The following is an 18813-nucleotide window of genomic DNA, read 5'->3' as shown; positions in this document are numbered from 1 at the left end:
TGTGCTTCGTCAGGTCAGGGCTGCACTGGTGCTCCATGGCCGTCACCCCTTGGAGGCGGCCTCCCGGATCAGCGGCTCGAACTCCCGCCGTACGTAGGCGTCGAACGGCTCCGTCAGTGCGCCGTCGATCACCCGCCGTACCCGGTGCTTTGCCGCGAACTCCTTGATCGCAGCGCGGGAATCCGGCTCCACACCTCCGCCGACGATCAGCACCCCGAACTCCTCGGTCCCCAACAGCTTTCGGGCCTCCTCGTCGGTGCTCACTCCCTCCGCGTCAAAGCCGTCCGCGCGCAGCGTGGCCAGCACCTCCGTCACCCTGGCGGGCGTTCTTCCCAGCACCAGCGTCCTCATGGCCGTTCCTCTCCGGTGAATCGACATCGGCGCCCCCGAACCTAGAAGCTCAACCGGACTTGAGGTCAACCCCCACCCAGGCAGCCACATGATCCGCCGGACAGGGCCCAGCGGTACTCGGCTCACCGTCACTGTCACCCGTCCGGCCGTCATCCCGTTCGCCCCATCCTGTGGCAGCGCACACCGGTCACGGTCCGGGGAGGGCCGCTTGTTCGGCTACGACGGCCGCCAGTCGGAGGGTCACACGAATTGACGCCGGGCCACCGGGGCCTCGTACTGAACACGACGGGCTCTTGGCCAAGAGTTTCCCCGCCAACCTCCACCATCCGTAACCTCCCCTCTCAGGGAGCCGCCATGACAGTGCAGCAACAGACAGCTACGACCTCGACGGTTTTGGTGTACGAGGACGACCCGGGATTCCCTCCCCGGGTGAACATGCCCGTACCGCATCCCGTTCCCCAGCTCGACACACAGCCCTTCCCGACGGCCATCGCGGACCCCGCGCCGCAGCCGGACGGAGCCGGACCGGGCACCGAGGCATTCCGCTACTGGGTGGCGGCCGATGCCCTCAGCAGGGCCAGCCAGACCTGGGGTCCCCTGGTTCCCACCGGCACCCAGTGGTATCCGGCGGTCGGCCGCGCCCTGACCGCGCACCTCAACGCGGGAACCGACCTCAACGCCTTCTACAACCGCAAAGGCCTGTGGTTCTTCCGCAGCACGGTGGCAGGGGTCACCGTGGCCGCCTGCGAGAGCCCCGAGGTCGTCGCGCACGAGACGGGTCACGCGATCCTCGACGCCCTGCGCCCCCAGTTGTTCAACGCCGCGAGTGCGGAGGCCGCCGCCCTGCACGAGGCCTTCGGCGACATGAGCGCACTGCTGACGTCGCTCCGGTTGGAACCGCTGCGGATCGCGGTACTGGCCGAGACACAGAGCGACCTCGAGCTGTCCTCGCGGGTGTCGAGGATGGCCGAGCAACTGGGCGCGGCGATCCGGCAGGGCCACCCGAACGCAGTCGACCCGGACTGCCTGCGCAACATGTCGAACAGCTTCTTCTACCGTGACCCGGTTCATCTGCCACCGAACGGGCCCGCGAACACGCTGACCAGCGAGCCGCACTCGTTCTCCCGGGTGTTCAGCGGCGCGTTCCTGAAGATCGTCGCTGGCATCTTCCGCCAGCAGGACCTGCAGGACCAGGCCGGCCTGGCCAGGGCGGCCGAGATCGCGGGCCAGCTGCTGGTGGACGCGGTCGTGGCCGCACCCGTGGTGTCCGCCTACTACGCGCAGGTCGCGGGCCACATGATCGCCGCGGACCAGCGCCGCAACGGCGGCGCGTACGGTCAGTCCCTGCGCTCGGCCTTCATCCGTCACGGCATCCTCTCCCTGGAGTCCGCCGTGGCCATCACCGAGCCTGAGGTGGCTCGCCGAAGCGCCGGAATGGCCGAGGCGACGCCGGGCGGCAGTGAGGAGGAGGGGCTGACGGCCGTCACGATCCACGGGGCGACGTACGGCATCACCCAGCCCCTCACCCTTTCCGCGCCCGCCCAGGAACGCCGGTTCGGCATCGCGGGCTCCGACCCCGCGGGCGGCTCGGTGCGGCCCGCCGACCCCGAGCAGGTCGCCACGTCGTACCTCGAAGACCTCTTCCGGCGTGGCCGCGTCCACGTACCCGAGGAGCACCGGACCGAGGCGGCGTTCGTCGACGACAGCCCCTCCCGGTTGAGAACCCACGAGATCACCCGGAGCACGACCGGTGAGGGTCTCGCCCTGATCCGGCGTTGCTTCGACTGAGCAGTCGGCCGGATCAGCCGAAGAAGCGCAGACGGCGGACGGTGAGCCGTCCGTCGTCCTCGCGCTTGATGATGTGCGTCGTCCTCGGCGTCGGCTCCTCACCCTCGTACACCGCCTCGCCTCGGGCCAGCAGGTCACTGACGAACTTCTCGGTCGCCCGGCGCTCGGTGTCGCCCGTCTGTCCGCCTTCCCCGGTGGTCTGCGAAGGTTCATGGCCCCGAACCGGAAAGGCCGCCGTGCCGTCCACCGGCCCTCGCAGCTCCACCCGGAATCCGGCGCGCTCGAGCGCTTCGGCTCCCTGCACGGTCACCATCGCGAGCACGAGGCGGTCAGAGACCGTCTCCACGACAACGGCCTCGGTGCCGTCCACCGCCGTGGACAGCTCGGGCAGGCCCCGGCCGTCCGGCAGCTCGATCCGCGCCCGCAGCACGGGACGGTTCTCCGTGGCGGCGCGCGCGAGCACCGGGTCGGCCGCCGTACGCATCCCCGCCTCCCGTGCGAACGCGCGCTCCTGGGCGTTCTCGCCCACGAAGACACAGTCGTCCGCCGCTCCCCCGCTGTCCGCGACCGCTTGGTCGAAGATCCCGCGACCGTCCTTCGCCCCCCAGTGCACGAGCGCCTCGTCCGTGAACCGGCCGGGGAACGCCACATGCAACGCGGCCGCCGCCCGTGACGCGGCATCGTCGCCCGGCCCGGGGTTGGAGATGATGCCCGTACGTACGTCGCGGAGGGCCTCGAGCACGGCCATGACACGCGGTCGCGGCTGGAGGATCAGGGAGCCGTCGGGTTCCACACGGGCATCCGCCAGAGTCGCCCCGATGTCGAAGAAAATCACAGGCATGCGGAGTGCCTCCCCGCCGCGGACCCTTTCGAGTCGGGACCGCCCGGGTGAGACTGTGCGCGCCGGCCTCCTGTCGTCCCGTTGCGGCAGCTCGAAGGGAGGTCCATCCCGGCGAGCGAGTCGGGGCACTGACACGAGCGCTGGGTTCGGCGAGGATCTCTGCGGCACTCACTCGTCCGGCGACCCGCGCCGCCAGCACTCTGGACGTCACCCGTTCCACGACGTCCCGGACGTACCCGGCCGGTGTCATGCCGTCCTCCAGCGCGGCGCACGCCGCGCCGACCGCGCCGCACGAGTCGTGGCCGAGGACCACGACCACCGGGCAGCCCAGCACGTCCACGCCGTATTCGATGCTGCCCAGCACCTCCGGGCCCATGACGTGGCCTGCGGTACGCACCACGAACAGGTCGCCCAGGCCGCGGTCGAAGACGATCTCGGCGGCCAGCCGGGAGTCGGAACAGCCGAACAGTACGGCGAAGGGCTGCCGGGGTGGTGCGATCGCGGCGCGGCGGGTGGCGTCCTGGTTCGGGTACTCGGGGTGCCCGCGACGAACCGCTGGTTACCGGCCACAGCAGCGCGAAGGCGTCGCGGGGCGTCGGGCTCTGAATCTCGGTCGTGGCCGCAGTCCAGGACCGGCGCCCGACGTCACATCGCCTGGCCATGTGTAAGCCTCTTTCCGCGACGCCGTCACACACCATCCCACGACACCGGCCGCGAGCCAGCGGTACGACCCACTGCCCACGAGCGAGCCCGGCAGGCGCGGGAGCCGGACCTTTCGTAAATTGAAGAGAGAGCCGCTGGCAGGAAATGCGTGTGACACCGGAGATCGACTACCCGGGGGTGTTCGCCGCCCTTCCGAGCCCGTGCCTGGTGCTCGGCACGGACCTGGTGGTCAGTGCTGCCAACCGGGCCTTCTGCGAGGTGACCGGACGGAGCCGGGCCGAGCTGCTCGGGCAGTACCTTTTCGATGTCTTCCCGGACAACCCCGCAGACCCGGAGGCTGACGGGGTGGACACACTGAAAACCTCACTGCACCGTGTCCTGTCCTCCGGCCAGACCGATCACATGGCGTTGCAGAAGTACGACATCCCGGTCCCCGGCAATCCCGAGGTGTTCAAGGAGCGGTGGTGGACCGCGATCAACGTGCCCGTCCTCGGCGCGGACGGCAAAGTCGCCTGGATCATCCACCGGTCCGAGGACATGACCGACGTCGTCCGCGCCTACCGCACGACGCACCAGCCGTCGGTCAGCCCCGGCCGGGAAGCGGCCATGGAAGCCGAGCTGTACGCCCGGGCGCGGCAACTGCAGCAGCTGAACGAGGAACTGCGACAAGCCCACGCCCGTGAACGGCGCATCGCCGTCGCCCTCCAAGAAGCCATGCTCCACTCCCCCGACCTGGACCGGCACCCGAACATCGCCGTCCGCTACCGGCCCGCCACCGGATCACTGAACGTGTGCGGCGACTGGTACGACGCGGTCGACCTGCCCGCCGACCGCTTCACCGTCACGGTCGGCGACGTGGTCGGCCACGGCCTGATGGCCGCCACCATCATGGGTCGGCTCCGCAGCGCACTGAGCGCCGCCACCCGCACCGTCCACGGCCCCGCCCAGGCACTGGAAGTCCTGGGGCTCTACGCCCGCTCGGTCGAGGGAGCACTGGCCGCCACCGCCGTCCAGGTCCTCGTCGACTGCCACAGCCACCTGCTCATCTACAGCAGCGCCGGCCATCCCCCACCCGTCCTGATGCACCCGGACGGCACCTGCGAGCTGCTCGACCAGGCCACCGACCCACCACTGGGCGCCCGCCCCGAACACGTCCCCCGCCCCCAGGCCAACGCCAGCTACCACCCGGGCGACACCCTCGTCCTCTACACCGACGGCCTGATCGAACGCCGCGACGAGGACATCGACACCGGCCTGACCCGCCTGACCTCCACGCTCGCCACCTGCACCGGCTTCGGCGCGGAACACCTCGCGGACGCCCTCCTCGCCCGCCTGGGCCTCGCCAGCGGCGCCAACGACGACATCGCCATCGTCGTCGTCCGCCTGGAGCAAACGACCCGACCGTACTGATCAAGCCCGGTTCGGCCATGGGGAAGGCGGGCGGCTTGGTGCGGTCGCACGGCGGCCCTGGCAGTACGCCCCGTCAACACAGCCGAGAGCGGCAGGGCTTTGGCGGAACCTGGGGCGTGAGCGACGACGGCGCAACTGTCTGGTGCCGCCTCCTCACGAGGGGAAGACGGGTACGCCATGTTGGACGACGTGGCGGATGCCCTCGACTCCGTCCCGCCGCCCGAGCACAAGGTCGAAGAACTGGAGCAGCTTCTCCGCGGCCACTGATGCGTGCCGTCCTTCCCGCGCTCGGCTGGACGAGTCCCGCCTTCCAAGCCGCCGAGGTGGTCGCCCGGCTGGTCGCGAACGGAGTCCGCCCCAGCCTGCCTGCCCGCCCACCTGATCACGCGACGACACGCAGCGTGCACCGCCTGCGGCAGGAGGCCGGCATGCGCGAGATCGAGGTCATCCGGCCCCGCGATCCGTGACCTGGTCCGCTTGTCCGACGCATGGGCTGGCCGTCCAGAGCTGTACGAGGCGTTCGTGACCGGCTACGGGCGGACGCTGGCCAGCCCCGCGGAGGAACGCCCGGTCATCGAGGCTGCCCTGGGTGCCGTGTCGGGAATCCAGTTCGGCATCGCCCACGGCGATCTGGAAGTGGTCGAAAGCGGCCGGCGAAACCTGGCACGCGTGCGTGCTCAGGCCCTGCTTCCCACCGGAGAGCCTCATCATGACCCGTGCCCCTGAGACCTGCCACGACGAGGTCCGTGTCCTGCCTGAGTTGTGGCAGCTGCTGACACCACCCAGGGACCTCGCGCGTCTGATCGCGCCGATTGGCTGCGCGCCGGGGCGGCGACGCCGTCTCCTTCGACACCTGGGTCTGGGAGGCAGCGTGAGTATCTGGGAGCTTCGCCAGGCTCGATCTTCACGGAGGTCCCCTACCGTCGTGCCTGAATTAGCGCGTGAGTTCCACTGGGCCTGTTGCGAAAGTGGATCGTCTGTCAGACCTGCCTGGGATGCTCTGAGTATGGAGATGACAGTGCAGCTGACGATCGACTGTTCCGATCCGCAGAGAATGGTGACTTTCTGGGCCGAGGCCCTGGGCTACGTGCCTGAGCCTCCGCCGGGCGGCCACGCCACGTGGCGTGCTTACTGGGCGGCGGTGGGGGTGCCCGAGGCAGAGTTGCCGGCCGGTGCCGGGGATGTTCCGGAGTCGATCATCGATCCTGCGGGACGTGGACCGAGGGTGTGGTTCCAGCAGGTTCCGGAGCCGAAGGTCGCCAAGAACCGGTGGCACTTCGACCTGAAGGTCGGTGGGGGCCGTGACGTCCCGCTGGACGTCCGCACACAGCGGGTCAGGGCTACGGTGGAACGGCTGGTCAAAGCTGGTGCCACCGTGCTGCGGATCAAGGATGAGCCGGACTTGGGGCTCTACGCCGCCGCCATGCAGGACCCCGAGGGCAACGAATTCGACGTCGTCTGAGGGCCGTTGACGGGGATCACCGAAAATGGAACTAATCTTCGGTCCATGGCCTTGCGACCTGACGAGTTCTACGACCACGCGCTTGCCGCTGCGGATGGTGAGCGTCGGCTCCCGCTCGCGCGCATGACAGGGTGGGAAATCAGCCCGTTCGAACCGGAAGGATTGCGCGTCGCGCCGCTGCGCCCTCCGGTTCTGCCCGAGCCTCCGCGACACGGCGAGGACCCGTCGAACTGCGAGGCGTGCCGTGACCGAGGCGACGGGATCTGGTTCAACGACACTTGGCGGCTCACCCGGATCACGGGAGTTGGCGTGCCGCTGGTGCTCATGCTGCATCCGCTTGAGCACTATGACATGGCTGACCTGCCCGATGAGCTGGCAGCCGAGCTGGGGATCCTGTCCACTCACATCGTCCGCCACGTGCAGGCCCTGCCCCACATTTCGCGTGCCCACGTCTACCGCATCGGAGATGGAGGTGCACACCTGCACATCTGGTTCTTCGCCCGGCCCGAGGGCCAGACCCAGCTGTACGGATCATGGATGCCCGTCTGGGACGATCTGCTGCCGGAATACCCGGCAGATGTTGCAGAGGCAGACGCGGCGATCGTGGCAGACGCATTGGTCGCCTCCATCGGGGGGTGTCGCTCGGCTGCCGGCGAATCCCCGCACGACTGATCTGCCGGCGGACCCAACGCTCGATCTCGACACTCACTTGCTGACGTACGGTCATGTTCGAGGAGTCCCCTCACTGACGGCCAGGGCATCCCGCTCGCAGGGTCACTGACCGGCGGCAACCGCAACGACGTCACCCAACCGCTGGTGTGTCCTGATGCCTCGCGGTAAATCTCGCCGCCGGGGCTTCACCCGTCCGAGGCGGTCACCGGACATGATGCCGACTCCCAGGCATCGAACCACTACCGAGCGGGACGGCGGTGGTGGCGTTCATGCAGGACAGTTGAGCGGTGGACGTCCGGCTAGAGTGATCGGCATGCGTGAGGTCGAAGGCGTCAGAGCCACACCCGGGGGACGTGTACGTGTCCAGTTCCATGACCACGGTTTCGTCGTCAGACGCGACCGGCTCGCCGGCCGCATCGCTGAAGCGTTCTTCGGCGATACGGCCGGGTGTGTCACGCTCTTGGTACTGCTCGCTTCAGTGGGCCTCTACAGCCTGCTGAACAAGGTCGGTGCGCCGCATGTCGTCGCCGTGAGTTGCCTCTGGGTGTTCATCGTCTCGGCCTGCTACGCGACGCTCCTCGCGCTGCTGCGGTGGGCGGCTGAGGTGGTGGCGAGCATCGTGGTCTTCTTCGTCGTCGTGGTGACCCTCCCGGGTCTGTTGTTTCCGGGTTATCGGCGGAAGGTGCTGCGCCGATGGCGTGGTGGCGGCCCGGAGTCCGAGGCGGGGTGGGTGCCTGCCACTGCCCTCGGCGGAGTGTGGCTGGGCCAGGAGGATCCGAGCACCGGCGCCGTGGTGACGCTCCAACTCGTCGACGGATCCGTCGTCACCTACACCGCCCCGCCCGACAAGTCCCGGGAACTGCATGGCGGGTTCGACGCGCTGCTGCGCACCCACCGCCCAGCACCCATGGCGATGCCGCATCAGCAGCCTGCGCCAGGAGCCGTGCCGTACCAGTCCTGGCGTCCGGGGCCGCCCCGCAGCTGACGACGATCGGCGTCGCCGCGCGTGACTGTCCCGTCCCCAACTCCCCGTTTCCGAAGCCGATACGACCATGTCCTTCTTCAGCGAGCGCCGTACCATCCGGCTCTCCGAGCACCGTACGGCCGACAGCTCGTTCGGGCCGGCGACCTGGTGAAGCGGCGCATGGTGGCGGGGTACACCTGCCCCGACCCCGACGGCGCCCCATCCTGGTCGGTGCGGTCGCCCCGGACTCCCCCGCACCCTGATCGACTACCACGACCGGATCGGCCACCCCCTGGCCATCATCCCGAGTCGCCGCCGCGACGTCTGAGGCGCCCCGCCCGCGACGTGGCACCAGTCCGGCACAGGGAGTAGGCGCCTTCCGTACTACTCCTGCGGATCTGCGTTCGGCAGCCCTGCCAGTCGGCGTACGACGCCAAGTCCGTCGCCAGTGCCGGGCCAGTGTCGGACCACCGCTTGTGTCCCGGCATTCCGGACGACGGTGCGCAGTACGAGCGCGACGGCGATGGCGTCGTCTGCATAGCCGAGGACCGGGATGAAGTCGGGGACCAGGTCGATGGGCAGGGCCAGATAGCCGGCCAGGATCCACAGCAGCCAGCGGGTACGGCGTGGCAGGGTGCGGTCGCGGGCGAGGCGGGAGACGAGGCGCAGCAGGTCGGGCAGGAGGCGGACAGCCTCCGTCAGCAGGTTGCCCTTGGGGCGGGCGATCGCAAGGGCACCGAGCAGCACCAGCCAGCACAGCAGCAGGCTCGCAGCGATCCCGATCAGGACCTGCCCTACCTCGCTCATCGGAACCCACTCCCACGTGCGAACCTGGCCGTGGAGGCTTACCTTCCTCAAGCTCAATGCTACGGGGGTCACACCCGGCACTTGCTGTGGGACCTTCCCCGTCGGTTCTACGCCCACATGTCTCGCGTCAGGCCGCCGGCCGGCGTGTCAGGGGTTCGGGGTGGAACCGGCGGTCGGTGCCTATCGGTGGCGGTGATGCGACCGCGGTCAGCGGGGTGCTCTCCTGGGCGGTGCGGGAGCGTGGAGTGATCACGACCGCAAGGGTGATGGCGGCTGCGGCGGAGATCGCGCCGCCGAGGATGAGGCTGAAGCGCGCGCCGAGGGTGTCGGAGACCAGGCCGACCAGAGGGGCGCCGACCGGAGTGCCTCCGAGCAGGACGAGCAGGTAGACGGAGACGATGCGGCCGCGCATGTCCGGGTCGGCGTTCAGCTGGGTCATGGCGTTGGCCGTGGTCATCACGGTCACGGAGGCGAGCCCGGTGGGCACGAGCACGAGCAGGAAGGTGGCGTAGCCGGGCATGAGGCCGGACAGGGCCTCCAGGGCTCCGAAGACGACCGTGGCGGTGACCAGGCGGCGGGCGGTGGGGGGTTTTCGCTTGCCGGCTCCTCTGAGCGCGCCGACGAGGCTGCCGATGGCGTAGGCGGCCGAGAGACAACCGAAAGCGGCGGAGCCCGAGTGGAAGACGGTTATGGCGATCAGCGAGATGGTGACCTGGAAATTGAAGCCGAAGGTACCGACGAAGGCGATGACCGTGATCGGCAGCAGCAGTTCGGGGGTGCCGCGGATGGCTCGGAAGGCATCTGACAGGCGGGTGTTTCCGCGGCTCTTCTCCTTGGGCGTGTGGAGTTCGTCGGCGCGGATGGCGATCAGTCCGTAGAGGACGGCGAGGTACGAGGCCGCGTTGGCCAGGAAGACAGGTCCGGTGCCCGCGGTCGCGACGGCCAGGCCCGCCACGGCCGGCCCGATCGCGCGGGCGACGTTGAACTGGGCGGAGTTCAGGCTGACGGCGTTGGCCAGGCGCTCCTTGCCGACGAGTTCGGAGACGAAGGCGTTGCGGGCCGGGCTGTCCAGCGCCGTGGCCGTTCCCAGCATGAAGGCCAGCAGGTAGACGGCCCACAGGCTCACCGCGCCGGTGACCGTCAGGACGCCCAGGACCAGCGACTGCATTCCCATGGCGGACTGGGTGAGGATCAGCAGGCGGCGTTTGGCGAAGCGGTCGGCGAAGACGCCCCCGGAGAGACCGAAGAGGGTCTGCGGCAGGAACTGCAGGGCGGTGAGTATGCCGACGGCGCTGCCGCTGTTGCCGGTGAGCTGGAGGACGAGCAGGTCCTGGGCGGCGCGCTGCATCCAGGTACCGATGTTGGAGACGAGCTGGCCGATCAGGTAGCGGCGGAAGTTGCGGGCCCCGAGCGTGGCGAGTGCTTCGCTCGGGGCCCGTCGCTTTCCGCCTCTGCGGACCCTTCGGTGCCGGCCGCCCATGTCGAGGGCGGCAAGGTGAGCGCGGAGGGTCTGCGTCCTGTCGCTGCTGGGGACACGGCGGTGCTTGGTCATGACCTTCTACGGGTGGGGGCCGGCGGGGACGGGATCGTGGTCGAGGTGGTGGAACTGTGGGGCGGGGTGCATCAGGAACTCGTGGTGGGAGATGTTCCAGGCGTACGCCCCGGCCAGAGCGAAGGCGATCCTGTCGCCGACACCCAGCCGTCCTGCCTGCACGCTGCGGGCCAGGACGTCCTTTGGCGTGCACAACTGCCCGACCAGCGTGATGAGTTCGTCCGTGACCCGGGGGCGCTCCCAGGGCCGGTCCCAGGTCTGGACGGGGATCGTGGTGAACGGCTGGTTGTGCTGTTTGGTGGCCGGTGTGCGCAGGTGATGTGTGCCGCCACGCAGGACGGCGAAGGCATGGCCGTGGCTGCGTTTGACGTCGAGGACCTCGGTGACATACCAGCCGCAGTACACCGTGACCGAGCGGCCCGGTTCGATCCGCAGGGTCAGGTCCGGGTGTCCCTCCAACAGGCGGCGCAGGCCGGCGCCGAAGGCCGCCCAGTCGAACCGCCGGTCGGGACGGCTGTAGTCGACCTCCATGCCACCGCCGAGGTTGACCTCGCTCAGCTCCACACCGTTGCGGTCCGCCCATCCCCTCGCCCAGGCCAGGACCCGGCCCGCGAGGTCGAGGTGTGCGGCGGCATCGAGGCCGCTGGCGAGGTGGACGTGGATGCCGCGCAGCCGGATGCGGGGGTCGTCGGCGATGAGGGTGAGGCAGCGGTCGAGGTGACTCGGGTCGAGGCCGAAGGGGCTGGGCCGGCCGCCCATGGCGAGGGCCACCGCGCCGAGGGCTACCGGGAGGTTGACCCGGAGCAGGACGTCCACGGTGCGCTCGCCGAGCATGCCGGTGAGTTGGTGGACCTCTTGTTCGCTCTCGATGTGGAGGCGGTCCACTCCGGCTTGCAGGGCCTGTTCGAGTTCGGTGGGTGTCTTGCCGGGGCCGCCGAAGGCGATCGGCGTGCCGGGGCAGGTGGTCCGGACGTGATGGAGTTCGCCGCCGGAAGCGACCTCGAAGCCGTCGACGTGGTCGCGCAGGGCATCCAGGAGCCGGGGGTCAGAGTTCGCCTTGGCGGCGTAGAAGAGCTGGACGCGTTCGGGCAGGGCGGCACGGACTGCCGCGGTGTGCTCGCGCAGGTCCTGCAGGTCGTAGACGTAGGCGGGGAGGTCTTCCGCGGCCAGCTCGGTGACGTACTGGAGTAGTCGCTGCCTCACCGGGTCACCTCGCGGGGGAAGCCCTCGCCGAGTGGGCTGGGCAGCGGGACGTAGCCGGCGTGCCGGTCGGCCTGCCGCGACCAGCGCAGTAGCAGGTTGGCCTTGGCGGGCAGCGGTACGCCCGAGAGCAGGGCGCGCAGCCGGGGCGGCTCGCCGGCGCGGCGGGAGTAGGCGTCGAGGTGGTCGCGGACCAGGCCCCACAGAGCGGGTTCCAGGGCGGGGTCGGTGTCGGCGAGGGCGGCGAGGACTTCGGCGGTGTGGTTGACCAGGAGGCAGTAGGCCACCCGGTTCCAGCCGCGCTCGGCGTCGTACGTCATCGGAGCGCGCACGTCCTCGGGCAGGCCGGCGAGGAACGGGCGGTGGTGTTCGGGGACGAGCTTGGTTCCCTCCAGGTCGCGGAAGATCACCTGGACGGGTGTGCCGTCGGCGCTCACTCCGACGACGACGTTCTGGAGGTGGGGTTCGAGGACGATGCCGTGCTCGAAGTAGGCGGTCAGGACGGGGGGCAGCAGCAGGCCGAGGTAGGCGTCCCACCAGGCGAGTGCGTCGCCGTCGCCGCGGGCCCGGAGGCGGGAGACGTGAGCCGGGCTGGTGGGGTGCTCGTCGGCGATCGCGGCGGCCAGCAGCGGGGTCACGCCCGGACGCAGGTGTTCGCGCAGGCCGGTACGGACGATGACACCGAAGCCCTCCACGAGGGAGAGGTCGTCACCGAGGGCGAGGGTGCGGTAGCCCGGCTCGGCGAGCAACGAGCTTCCGGCATGGGCACGGCCGATGCCGGCGAAGACCGGGCCCAGGAGCCGGTTGAGGGCGACTGCGCCGGACAGCTCGTAGGCGGCGTTCTTGCGGACGCAGTTGGTCAGCCGGACGTTGAGGCTGAACTTCAGGAACGTGTCGGCGTCCGGCTGGTAGAGGGTCCGTACGGAGGCGGTGGGGGCGAAGTCCGGGCCCATGACGCCCGTGTCGACGATCGAGCCGGCGGCCAGGGCCTCGCGCAGGGCGGGGTGGTCGCCGAGCATCCGGTACTGCCACGGGTGCACCGGCAGGGTCACGTAGTCCCTTCGCCCGAACGGATGAAGTGCGTCGAGCCTGCCCAGGTCACCTTCCTCGCGCACCAGACGACGGTGGACGGCGAGGTAGCGCAGCGGGAAGCGGGTGCCTGTCTCCGGGCCGTAGTCCAGCCAGTCCTCGGGGTCGCCGGTGCGCGACTTGGGCGAGGGGTGGAAGCGGTGACCGAAGACCAGGGACTGCTCGGACTCCAGATACGGGTCCTGCGGCAGCACCGCCGTGGCGCGCTGCTCCAGGACGGTGCGGATGGTGTTACGGCTGTCGGTGACCTGGGCCAGGAACTCGTCGTTGGACATGCCGGTCCGCAGTTCCAGCTCGTCCTGGATGTATCCGGCGAGCTCTCGCCACCCGATTGCGGACCAGTCCCCGCCCTCGTACCGCTTGACCGGACCGTCGAAGCGGTGCGCCCCGATCAGGGAGATGCGGCGGAGGGGGACGCGGAGCAGGACGTCGCGGCGGGGCAGCGACAGCAGCAGGTGGTCCTGGTCGACGGTGACCTGGCGCTCGGGTGCGGAGACTTCACGGATCAGGCAGTTGAGCAGGGTGTGGGCGGTGACGGCGTCGGCGACCAGGGTGGGACTGTCGGTCGTGGCGAGAACGCCGCCGGTGGTGCTGGGGACGGTCATGCGAAGGACTCCAGTCGGTGCAAGGAGATGGGGGAAGGCCGGCCGGGCCCGGCAGTCGGAAGCGGGCTGTCAGCGGTGGCGGGCCAGGGGGTTGGGGACGGGAGTCCATTGGGCGACGCCGGAGGCTTCGGCCAGGCGCATCGCGATGGTCGCCTTCAGCGGCAGCGTGTCGCCGAAGAACACCTCCCGGTCCGAGCCCGCATCGGGCAGTCCGGCGTAGACGCGGTGGCCGACGGCGGCCACGGCTGCCCACAGTTGCTCGGGGTCGGCACCGTGTGTGCGTGACAACACGGAGACCAGCTCGCTGAAGACGCCGCTGAGCAGGCCCCCGAACAGCTTGTTCCGCAGCGCCGTCTCGTCGTGCCCGGCCCGGGTGCCGGCCAGCGGCGGCAGCGAGAAGCCGTGGCGGGCGAGCCGCTCCGGGTGGATACGTACGCCGTCCAGGTCGCGGTAGAGGATCCGCACCGGGCGTCCGTCGCGCAGGGCGACGAGTGTGTTCTGGCCGTGGGCCTCCAGCGCCACGCCCATGGACAGCAGCGTCAGCGCGGGCGGCAGGACGAGTCCGGCGAACTCCGCCAGCCAGGTGACCGGGTCGCCGCTCACCATGTGCGCCCCGGTGGCCTGGATGGCGGTCAGCGGGACGGCGATCTCTTCCGGTCCGAGGTGCCGTTCGCTCGACTCGCGGATCATCGCGGCCAGGCTCGCCGAGGGCTTGCCGTCCACGCGGATGGCGCCGCCGGCGAGTTCGCGCAGGATGCGCAGGCTCTCGCCGTGGCCAGACTTGTCGACGACGGTGGTGACGAGCTCGGAAAGTGGGGCTCCGTCAGCCACCTCGGCCGGAGAGATGGTGCGACGGTAGTTGGTGACCTGCACGTCCAGCGCCGTCTTGATGTGGCAGCCAGGCAGGACGTCAAGGGGGGACATGGTCCGCATCGACAGCAGCGGGCGAGCGGTGATCGTGCGCTCGACAACGGCCAGGTCCGGCTGGTGTGCGAGTACGCGGTCGCGTTGCCAGGGGTGGACCGGCATCAGGACGGTGTCGCCATCGCGCAGTTCCTCAGGCCAGTCGCCCGTGGCCCACCAGCGATCGGCCGGTACGGCGACGAGCGCCAGCTCGATGACGGGATGGTGCTCGGGCGCGTAGGCGAGCACCTCGGCGACGGAGAGTCCGGTGCGGGTACGGCAGCAGGGGTGCTGCGGATGGCCGTCGACCACGGACTGTTCGGCATCAGCGGAGTCCCGTACCTCCCGCGGCTCGTGGTTCGCCGCGCGGGCCAGGGCCAGGTTGGTGATGCTGTTGCCGAGTTCGGCGGCCAGACGTGACACGGCGTCCCCGCGGGCTCCGAGGGCGGCGAGGAGCCGGGCCGGCTCGGCGATCGGGCCGTCGGGGCCCTGCACGGTGAAATCGACGGGGACCGGGGCGAATCGTTCGGCCGCGATGGCAGGGCCCGCGAGCTGCCCCCCGCCCGTGAGGCGGACGACGAGGGTGTCGGCGTCGTGGCTGCAGTCGGCGATACCTGGCAGAGGTTCGCGGGCGAATGCGCCCCACAGCCGCCCGAGCACCGTGGCACGCGCACCGGGAAGTGCGGCCATGAAGGGGTCGACCAGATCGGGGCGCACGTGGCGCAGTTCGTCGGTCGTGCTGCTGTACGGCATGTTTCACCGTCCCGTGGCATAGGAAAGCAAGGGGCAGGCTGCGGAGGCGAAAAGAGAGCGCGAATGCGAGCGCCGTCCGTGATCAGCTGCCGACAACGTTACGGGATCGTTAGTTAACTGATCGCCAGAGAAAAGGAAGGCCGGCATCAGAATCGATCCAGCATTCCGCCCGCTCCATCGCGCCGAACAATAGAACTGTCAGCGGACAATTGACAGTATGTCCTGCGTCGCCCGCCTCAGGCAACGGGCGGCTGCGCCCGGCTGCCACTTGCCCAGGAAGCGGTTACTGGATGACAAAGACTGCGCTGCGGTTTCTTAACACTCTGCTTGCACTGTGCTGCCACTTCACTGACGTTGCGCTGCAGCGGGGCCCGTAGAGTCACATGGCAGGCAGGAGACAGTAAGGAATACGATTGTTCAGGTCCGCCGAAGTTAATTCACGCGACATTCGGTCGGTTTCTCAGCGCGACGGACCGCCTGCTTGTGAATCTGTCGGCATGCGTCTCTTACTGATCGAGGACGACGACCGGGTCGCCGGCCCGCTGATGGAGGGCCTGAGCCGTTTCGGGTTCACCGTCGAGCACGCCCGTACCGGCGCTGACGGACTCGCCGCGGCGGAAGCGGAGATGGTGCTGCTGGATCTGGGGTTGCCGGACATGGACGGCATCGATGTCTGCCGGACGCTCCGACTGCGCTCCCAGGTGCCCATCATCATGATCAGCGCGAGAAACGACGAGGTCGACCGCGTTCTCGGTCTCGAGCTGGGGGCCGACGACTACCTGTCCAAACCGTTCGGAGTGCGGGAACTGGTCGCACGGATCCGGGCCGTCTTCCGTCGTGTCCGACCCGCCGCAGCCGAGCCGGTGGCGGTCACGTCCGCTGCGGGAGGCGGTCACCCGGCTCCGGTGGCCCACGTTCAGCGGATCGGACCGCTGAGCATCGACCGGCGGGGCCGCCAAGTCCACCTGCACCAGCGCTCCATCGCCCTGTCGCCCAAGGAGTTCGACCTGCTCGCCCATCTCGCCGACGACCCCGGCGCCGTCCGCACGCGACAGCAGATCCTGGACGCCGTATGGGAACCGAACTACTTCGGCCCTACGAAGACCCTGGACGTCCACGTGGCCGCCCTACGCCGCAAACTCGGTGACCCCGCCTGGATCGACAACATCCGCGGCGTAGGATTTCGGCTCACGCCGCCCGCCGACGTCGCAGTCGCCAGGCAGGTGGAAGAGAACGTCCGAGGAGGTGACCGGTGACCCGTCGCCTCCTGCTCAGCTATCTCAGCCTCACCCTGCTGGTGCTGCTGTGCCTGGAAGTGCCGTTCGGTTACGTCTACGCGCGCGGGGAGATGTCCCGCTTCACCGGCAACGGCCGGCAGGCCGCGGGCATGCTCGCAGAGGTTCTGGAGGAGAAGGTCGAGCGGCGGGGCGCCTCCGACGTCCCCGAACTGGTGGCGAACTTCGCCCGGCGCACCGGCAGCCATGTCATCGTCGTGGACGACGAGGGAAAACTGCTCGCGGACTCGCGCAACGTGGTGACCGTCGGCTCGGACTTGTCCGCTCAGCCAGACATCGCGACCGCTCTGGCCAACCGGTCCAGGTCCACAACCCGGCAGGATCCGGTCCTGGACGAAGACGTCTTCCTCGTCACCGTGCCGGGCGCCTCGGGCAGCACGGTCCGCTGCGTCGTACGGGCGTCCTTCCCGCTGACCGCGGTGACGTCCAAGGTCCACGACGCCTGGCTGGCACTGGCTGCCGTGGGGCTGGGGGTACTGGCGGCCGTCACACTGATAGCTCTCGCGCTGGCCCGCTGGATCACCCGCCCGGTGCGGGCGCTGGAGCACGCCACGACGCAACTCGCCGACGGCACCCTGACGGACCTGCCCGCCACCGACCTCGGGCCCCCTGAGCTGCGGCGCCTGGCCGCCAGCTTCGTCCGCACCGCAACCCGGCTGCAGCATCTGCTCAAAGCCCAGCACGCCTTCGCCTCAGAGGCGTCCCACCAGCTGAAGACGCCGCTGACCGCGCTGCGGCTGCGACTGGAGAACTTCGAGCCTTATCTCGACCCGCGCGCCCAGCCCAGCCTCGACGAGGCGGTCGGCGAGGTGGAACGGCTCAGCCGCATGGTGCACGGGCTGCTCGCTCTGGCCCGCTTGGAGAACGCAGCGACCACGCCGGAGGCCACCGACCTGGACTCCGTCATCGCCGACCGCGCGGCCGTGTGGGCGGCCTTCGCCGGCGAGCACTACGTAGACATCGTCGTGTCCGGGCCGAAGATCGGCCAGGTGTGGGCCCTCCCCGACGCGCTGGAGCAGATCATCGACAACCTGCTCTCCAACGCGCTGCGGGTCGCACCGCCCCAGACCACGATCACCTTGGCCACCGCCTGGGCGAACGGTGCGCCCGCAACCGTCGAACTGCACGTGATCGACCAGGGCCCGGGCATGACCGAGGAACAGCGGCGACGCGCCTTCGACCGCTTCTGGCGGGCGCACGACGCCGACCACGAAGGCACCGGGCTCGGGCTGCCCATCGTCAAGCAACTGGCCCGCGCCTCGGGCGGCGAAGTGACCTTGCAGGCCGCACCCGGCGTGGGACTCGATGCCGTTGTCCGCCTCAGGGCCGCCGAGGCGCACCCCCCAGGGCACCCTCGACGTCCCCGATCGGCGATGCGAGCCAGACAGACCGGAGTGCCGCCCTTCGCCACCGACCGCCCGTATGCCGTGTCCGACTGGCAGCAGTGAGGCACCGCACTCCGGCGGCGATCGGGGTGCCCAAGCGTGCGAGTGCTGCGAGGCGTTGGCTGATTCTTGGCCGTCCGCTACCCGTTCACTGACATTGCGCTGCAATGCCTCCCTCTAAAGTCCCTGGGGTGGCCGGCTCTTCCCCACTGCAGATGGCTGCCTGCCAGCCGCGACTGTGCACGCAACGGGCCCATTCCATTCGGTGCTCATGAAGGAGGGGAGGAAGCGGCAGCTGTCGAGGGGTGCGATCCGCGCCGGTCACAACGACACCCCGTCGGCCAGCCGCTCAACGGCTCCGGCCGCCGGCCGACGAGGTCAGGACAGCCATGGACATAGCCAGACACAACCCAGCGATCGACGGCCGGCAACTCTTCGCCGACGTGGGTCCCTACGACATGACAGCGGTGTTTCCGCCTCTTCCTGCCGTCCACGTCTCCAGCGGTGACCCGACGCTCTTTCACACCACCGCCAGCTCCAGGCCCGATTTCGCACCAGCAGCCGGTGTCCGTGCAGCGGACAGGGGAAGGCCGCAGGACAGTGCCTTCCCCAGGGCTCCGCGGAAACACGCCCGCCGGCACCACCGCGGCCCCGGCCCTCAGCGGACCCGGCCCCATGGGTCACTTGACCCGGCCGCTGCGCCGGCAACCCGTGAGCGTGCCCCGGGAACGGCCGCTCCTCCCGCTCCAGCTACCAGGAGCGAAGGCGGGGGCAACCGCCTCCTCGTCGTCCCTACGTTCTGGGCGCTCCGGGCCACCAGCGTCGCCCTCGCCTTGCTGGCCGTCCGCTCGGCATGCCGCCGGGTACGCTACGAGATCTGGTACGTCCCGCACCTGACCGCTTACCTGGTGCTGCTGCTCGGCTACGGTCACCAGTTCACGCTCGGCGCCGACCTGCAGTCCCCGCTGGCCCGCGGCTACTGGACCGTCCTGTACACGCCCGTGATCGCCTGCCCGGCCTGGGGACGCCTGGTGGGACCACTCGTGCTGACTCTGCGCCACCGACTGAAGGTC

16 protein-coding genes and 2 pseudogenes are annotated in these 18813 nt (G+C 69.7%); 10 read left to right on the top strand and 8 right to left on the bottom strand.

What is annotated here, in order from left to right; all coding sequences use genetic code 11:
• Positions 1-42: 42 nt before the first annotated feature.
• On the bottom strand, positions 43-351 hold the full coding sequence (locus tag ACWC94_RS30020) for a hypothetical protein (protein ID WP_450800347.1): 309 nt from the start codon (positions 349-351) through the stop codon (positions 43-45).
• Positions 352-705: 354 nt separating this feature from the next.
• On the opposite strand from ACWC94_RS30020, the gene ACWC94_RS30015 reads away from it, so the two are divergent.
• On the top strand, positions 706-2139 hold the full coding sequence (locus tag ACWC94_RS30015; protein WP_450800346.1) for a hypothetical protein: 1434 nt from the start codon (positions 706-708) through the stop codon (positions 2137-2139).
• 13 nt (positions 2140-2152) lie between these two features.
• Here the strand turns inward: ACWC94_RS30015 and ACWC94_RS30010 are convergent, their stop codons facing one another.
• Together ACWC94_RS30010 and ACWC94_RS30005 are read right to left on the bottom strand one after the other, a co-directional pair.
• A complete protein-coding gene (locus ACWC94_RS30010) occupies positions 2153-2980 on the bottom strand; it encodes an HAD family hydrolase (protein WP_450800345.1) in 828 nt (275 codons plus the stop codon).
• 145 nt (positions 2981-3125) lie between these two features.
• Positions 3126-3642: pseudogene (locus tag ACWC94_RS30005) on the bottom strand (carbonic anhydrase); the annotation flags it as partial.
• Between the two features lie 151 nt (positions 3643-3793).
• Between ACWC94_RS30005 and ACWC94_RS30000 the strand changes: the two are divergent.
• From ACWC94_RS30000 to ACWC94_RS29970, 7 genes and pseudogenes are all read left to right on the top strand, one after another.
• Positions 3794-5053: a SpoIIE family protein phosphatase gene (locus ACWC94_RS30000; RefSeq protein ID WP_450800344.1), complete on the top strand. Its 1260-nt coding sequence runs from the start codon at positions 3794-3796 to the stop codon at positions 5051-5053.
• Between the two features lie 266 nt (positions 5054-5319).
• Positions 5320-5520, top strand: a complete 201-nt coding sequence (locus ACWC94_RS29995) for a hypothetical protein (protein WP_450800343.1) — start codon at positions 5320-5322, stop codon at positions 5518-5520.
• A 10-nt stretch (positions 5521-5530) separates the two neighbouring features.
• The gene (locus ACWC94_RS29990) at positions 5531-5779 is read left to right on the top strand and encodes a hypothetical protein (protein ID WP_450800342.1); all 249 of its coding nucleotides are present in this window, start codon (positions 5531-5533) and stop codon (positions 5777-5779) included.
• Positions 5780-6059: 280 nt separating this feature from the next.
• Entirely contained in the window at positions 6060-6515 is a 456-nt protein-coding gene (locus tag ACWC94_RS29985; protein ID WP_450800341.1) for a VOC family protein, read from the top strand.
• A gap of 45 nt (positions 6516-6560) precedes the next feature.
• Entirely contained in the window at positions 6561-7187 is a 627-nt protein-coding gene (locus tag ACWC94_RS29980; protein WP_450800340.1) for a hypothetical protein, read from the top strand.
• Positions 7188-7256: 69 nt separating this feature from the next.
• Positions 7257-7346: pseudogene (locus ACWC94_RS29975) on the top strand (IS5/IS1182 family transposase); the annotation flags it as partial.
• A 154-nt stretch (positions 7347-7500) separates the two neighbouring features.
• On the top strand, positions 7501-8172 hold the full coding sequence (locus ACWC94_RS29970; RefSeq protein ID WP_450800339.1) for a hypothetical protein: 672 nt from the start codon (positions 7501-7503) through the stop codon (positions 8170-8172).
• A 363-nt stretch (positions 8173-8535) separates the two neighbouring features.
• Here the strand turns inward: ACWC94_RS29970 and ACWC94_RS29965 are convergent, their stop codons facing one another.
• The 5 genes from ACWC94_RS29965 to ACWC94_RS29945 form a co-directional block, all read right to left on the bottom strand.
• Positions 8536-8958, bottom strand: a complete 423-nt coding sequence (locus ACWC94_RS29965) for a YkvA family protein (protein WP_450800337.1) — start codon at positions 8956-8958, stop codon at positions 8536-8538.
• A gap of 127 nt (positions 8959-9085) precedes the next feature.
• Positions 9086-10510 (bottom strand): MFS transporter, encoded by a 1425-nt coding sequence (locus ACWC94_RS29960; protein WP_450800336.1) that lies wholly within the window; start codon positions 10508-10510, stop codon positions 9086-9088.
• 6 nt (positions 10511-10516) lie between these two features.
• Entirely contained in the window at positions 10517-11713 is a 1197-nt protein-coding gene (locus tag ACWC94_RS29955; RefSeq protein ID WP_450800335.1) for a type III PLP-dependent enzyme, read from the bottom strand.
• Positions 11710-13404, bottom strand: coding sequence for an IucA/IucC family protein (locus ACWC94_RS29950; RefSeq protein ID WP_450800334.1), 1695 nt, complete (start codon positions 13402-13404; stop codon positions 11710-11712). Before ACWC94_RS29950 ends, ACWC94_RS29955 begins: the two co-directional genes overlap by 4 nt.
• A 69-nt stretch (positions 13405-13473) precedes the next feature.
• Positions 13474-15060, bottom strand: a complete 1587-nt coding sequence (locus tag ACWC94_RS29945) for an IucA/IucC family protein (protein ID WP_450800333.1) — start codon at positions 15058-15060, stop codon at positions 13474-13476.
• A 497-nt stretch (positions 15061-15557) separates the two neighbouring features.
• Here ACWC94_RS29945 and ACWC94_RS29940 point away from each other — a divergent pair, with 497 nt between their 5' ends.
• Positions 15558-16316: a response regulator transcription factor gene (locus tag ACWC94_RS29940; protein ID WP_450800332.1), complete on the top strand. Its 759-nt coding sequence runs from the start codon at positions 15558-15560 to the stop codon at positions 16314-16316.
• Complete coding sequence (locus ACWC94_RS29935) at positions 16313-17803, top strand: ATP-binding protein (protein WP_450800331.1); 1491 nt, start codon at positions 16313-16315, stop codon at positions 17801-17803. The genes ACWC94_RS29940 and ACWC94_RS29935 overlap by 4 nt, the downstream gene beginning before the upstream one ends.
• The last annotated feature ends 1010 nt before the right edge of the window (positions 17804-18813 follow it).

It is taken from the genome of Streptomyces sp. NPDC001135, assembly GCF_053598395.1.
Note: the sequence above shows the minus strand (reverse complement) of the source record. Positions and strands in the feature narration are given on the sequence as shown.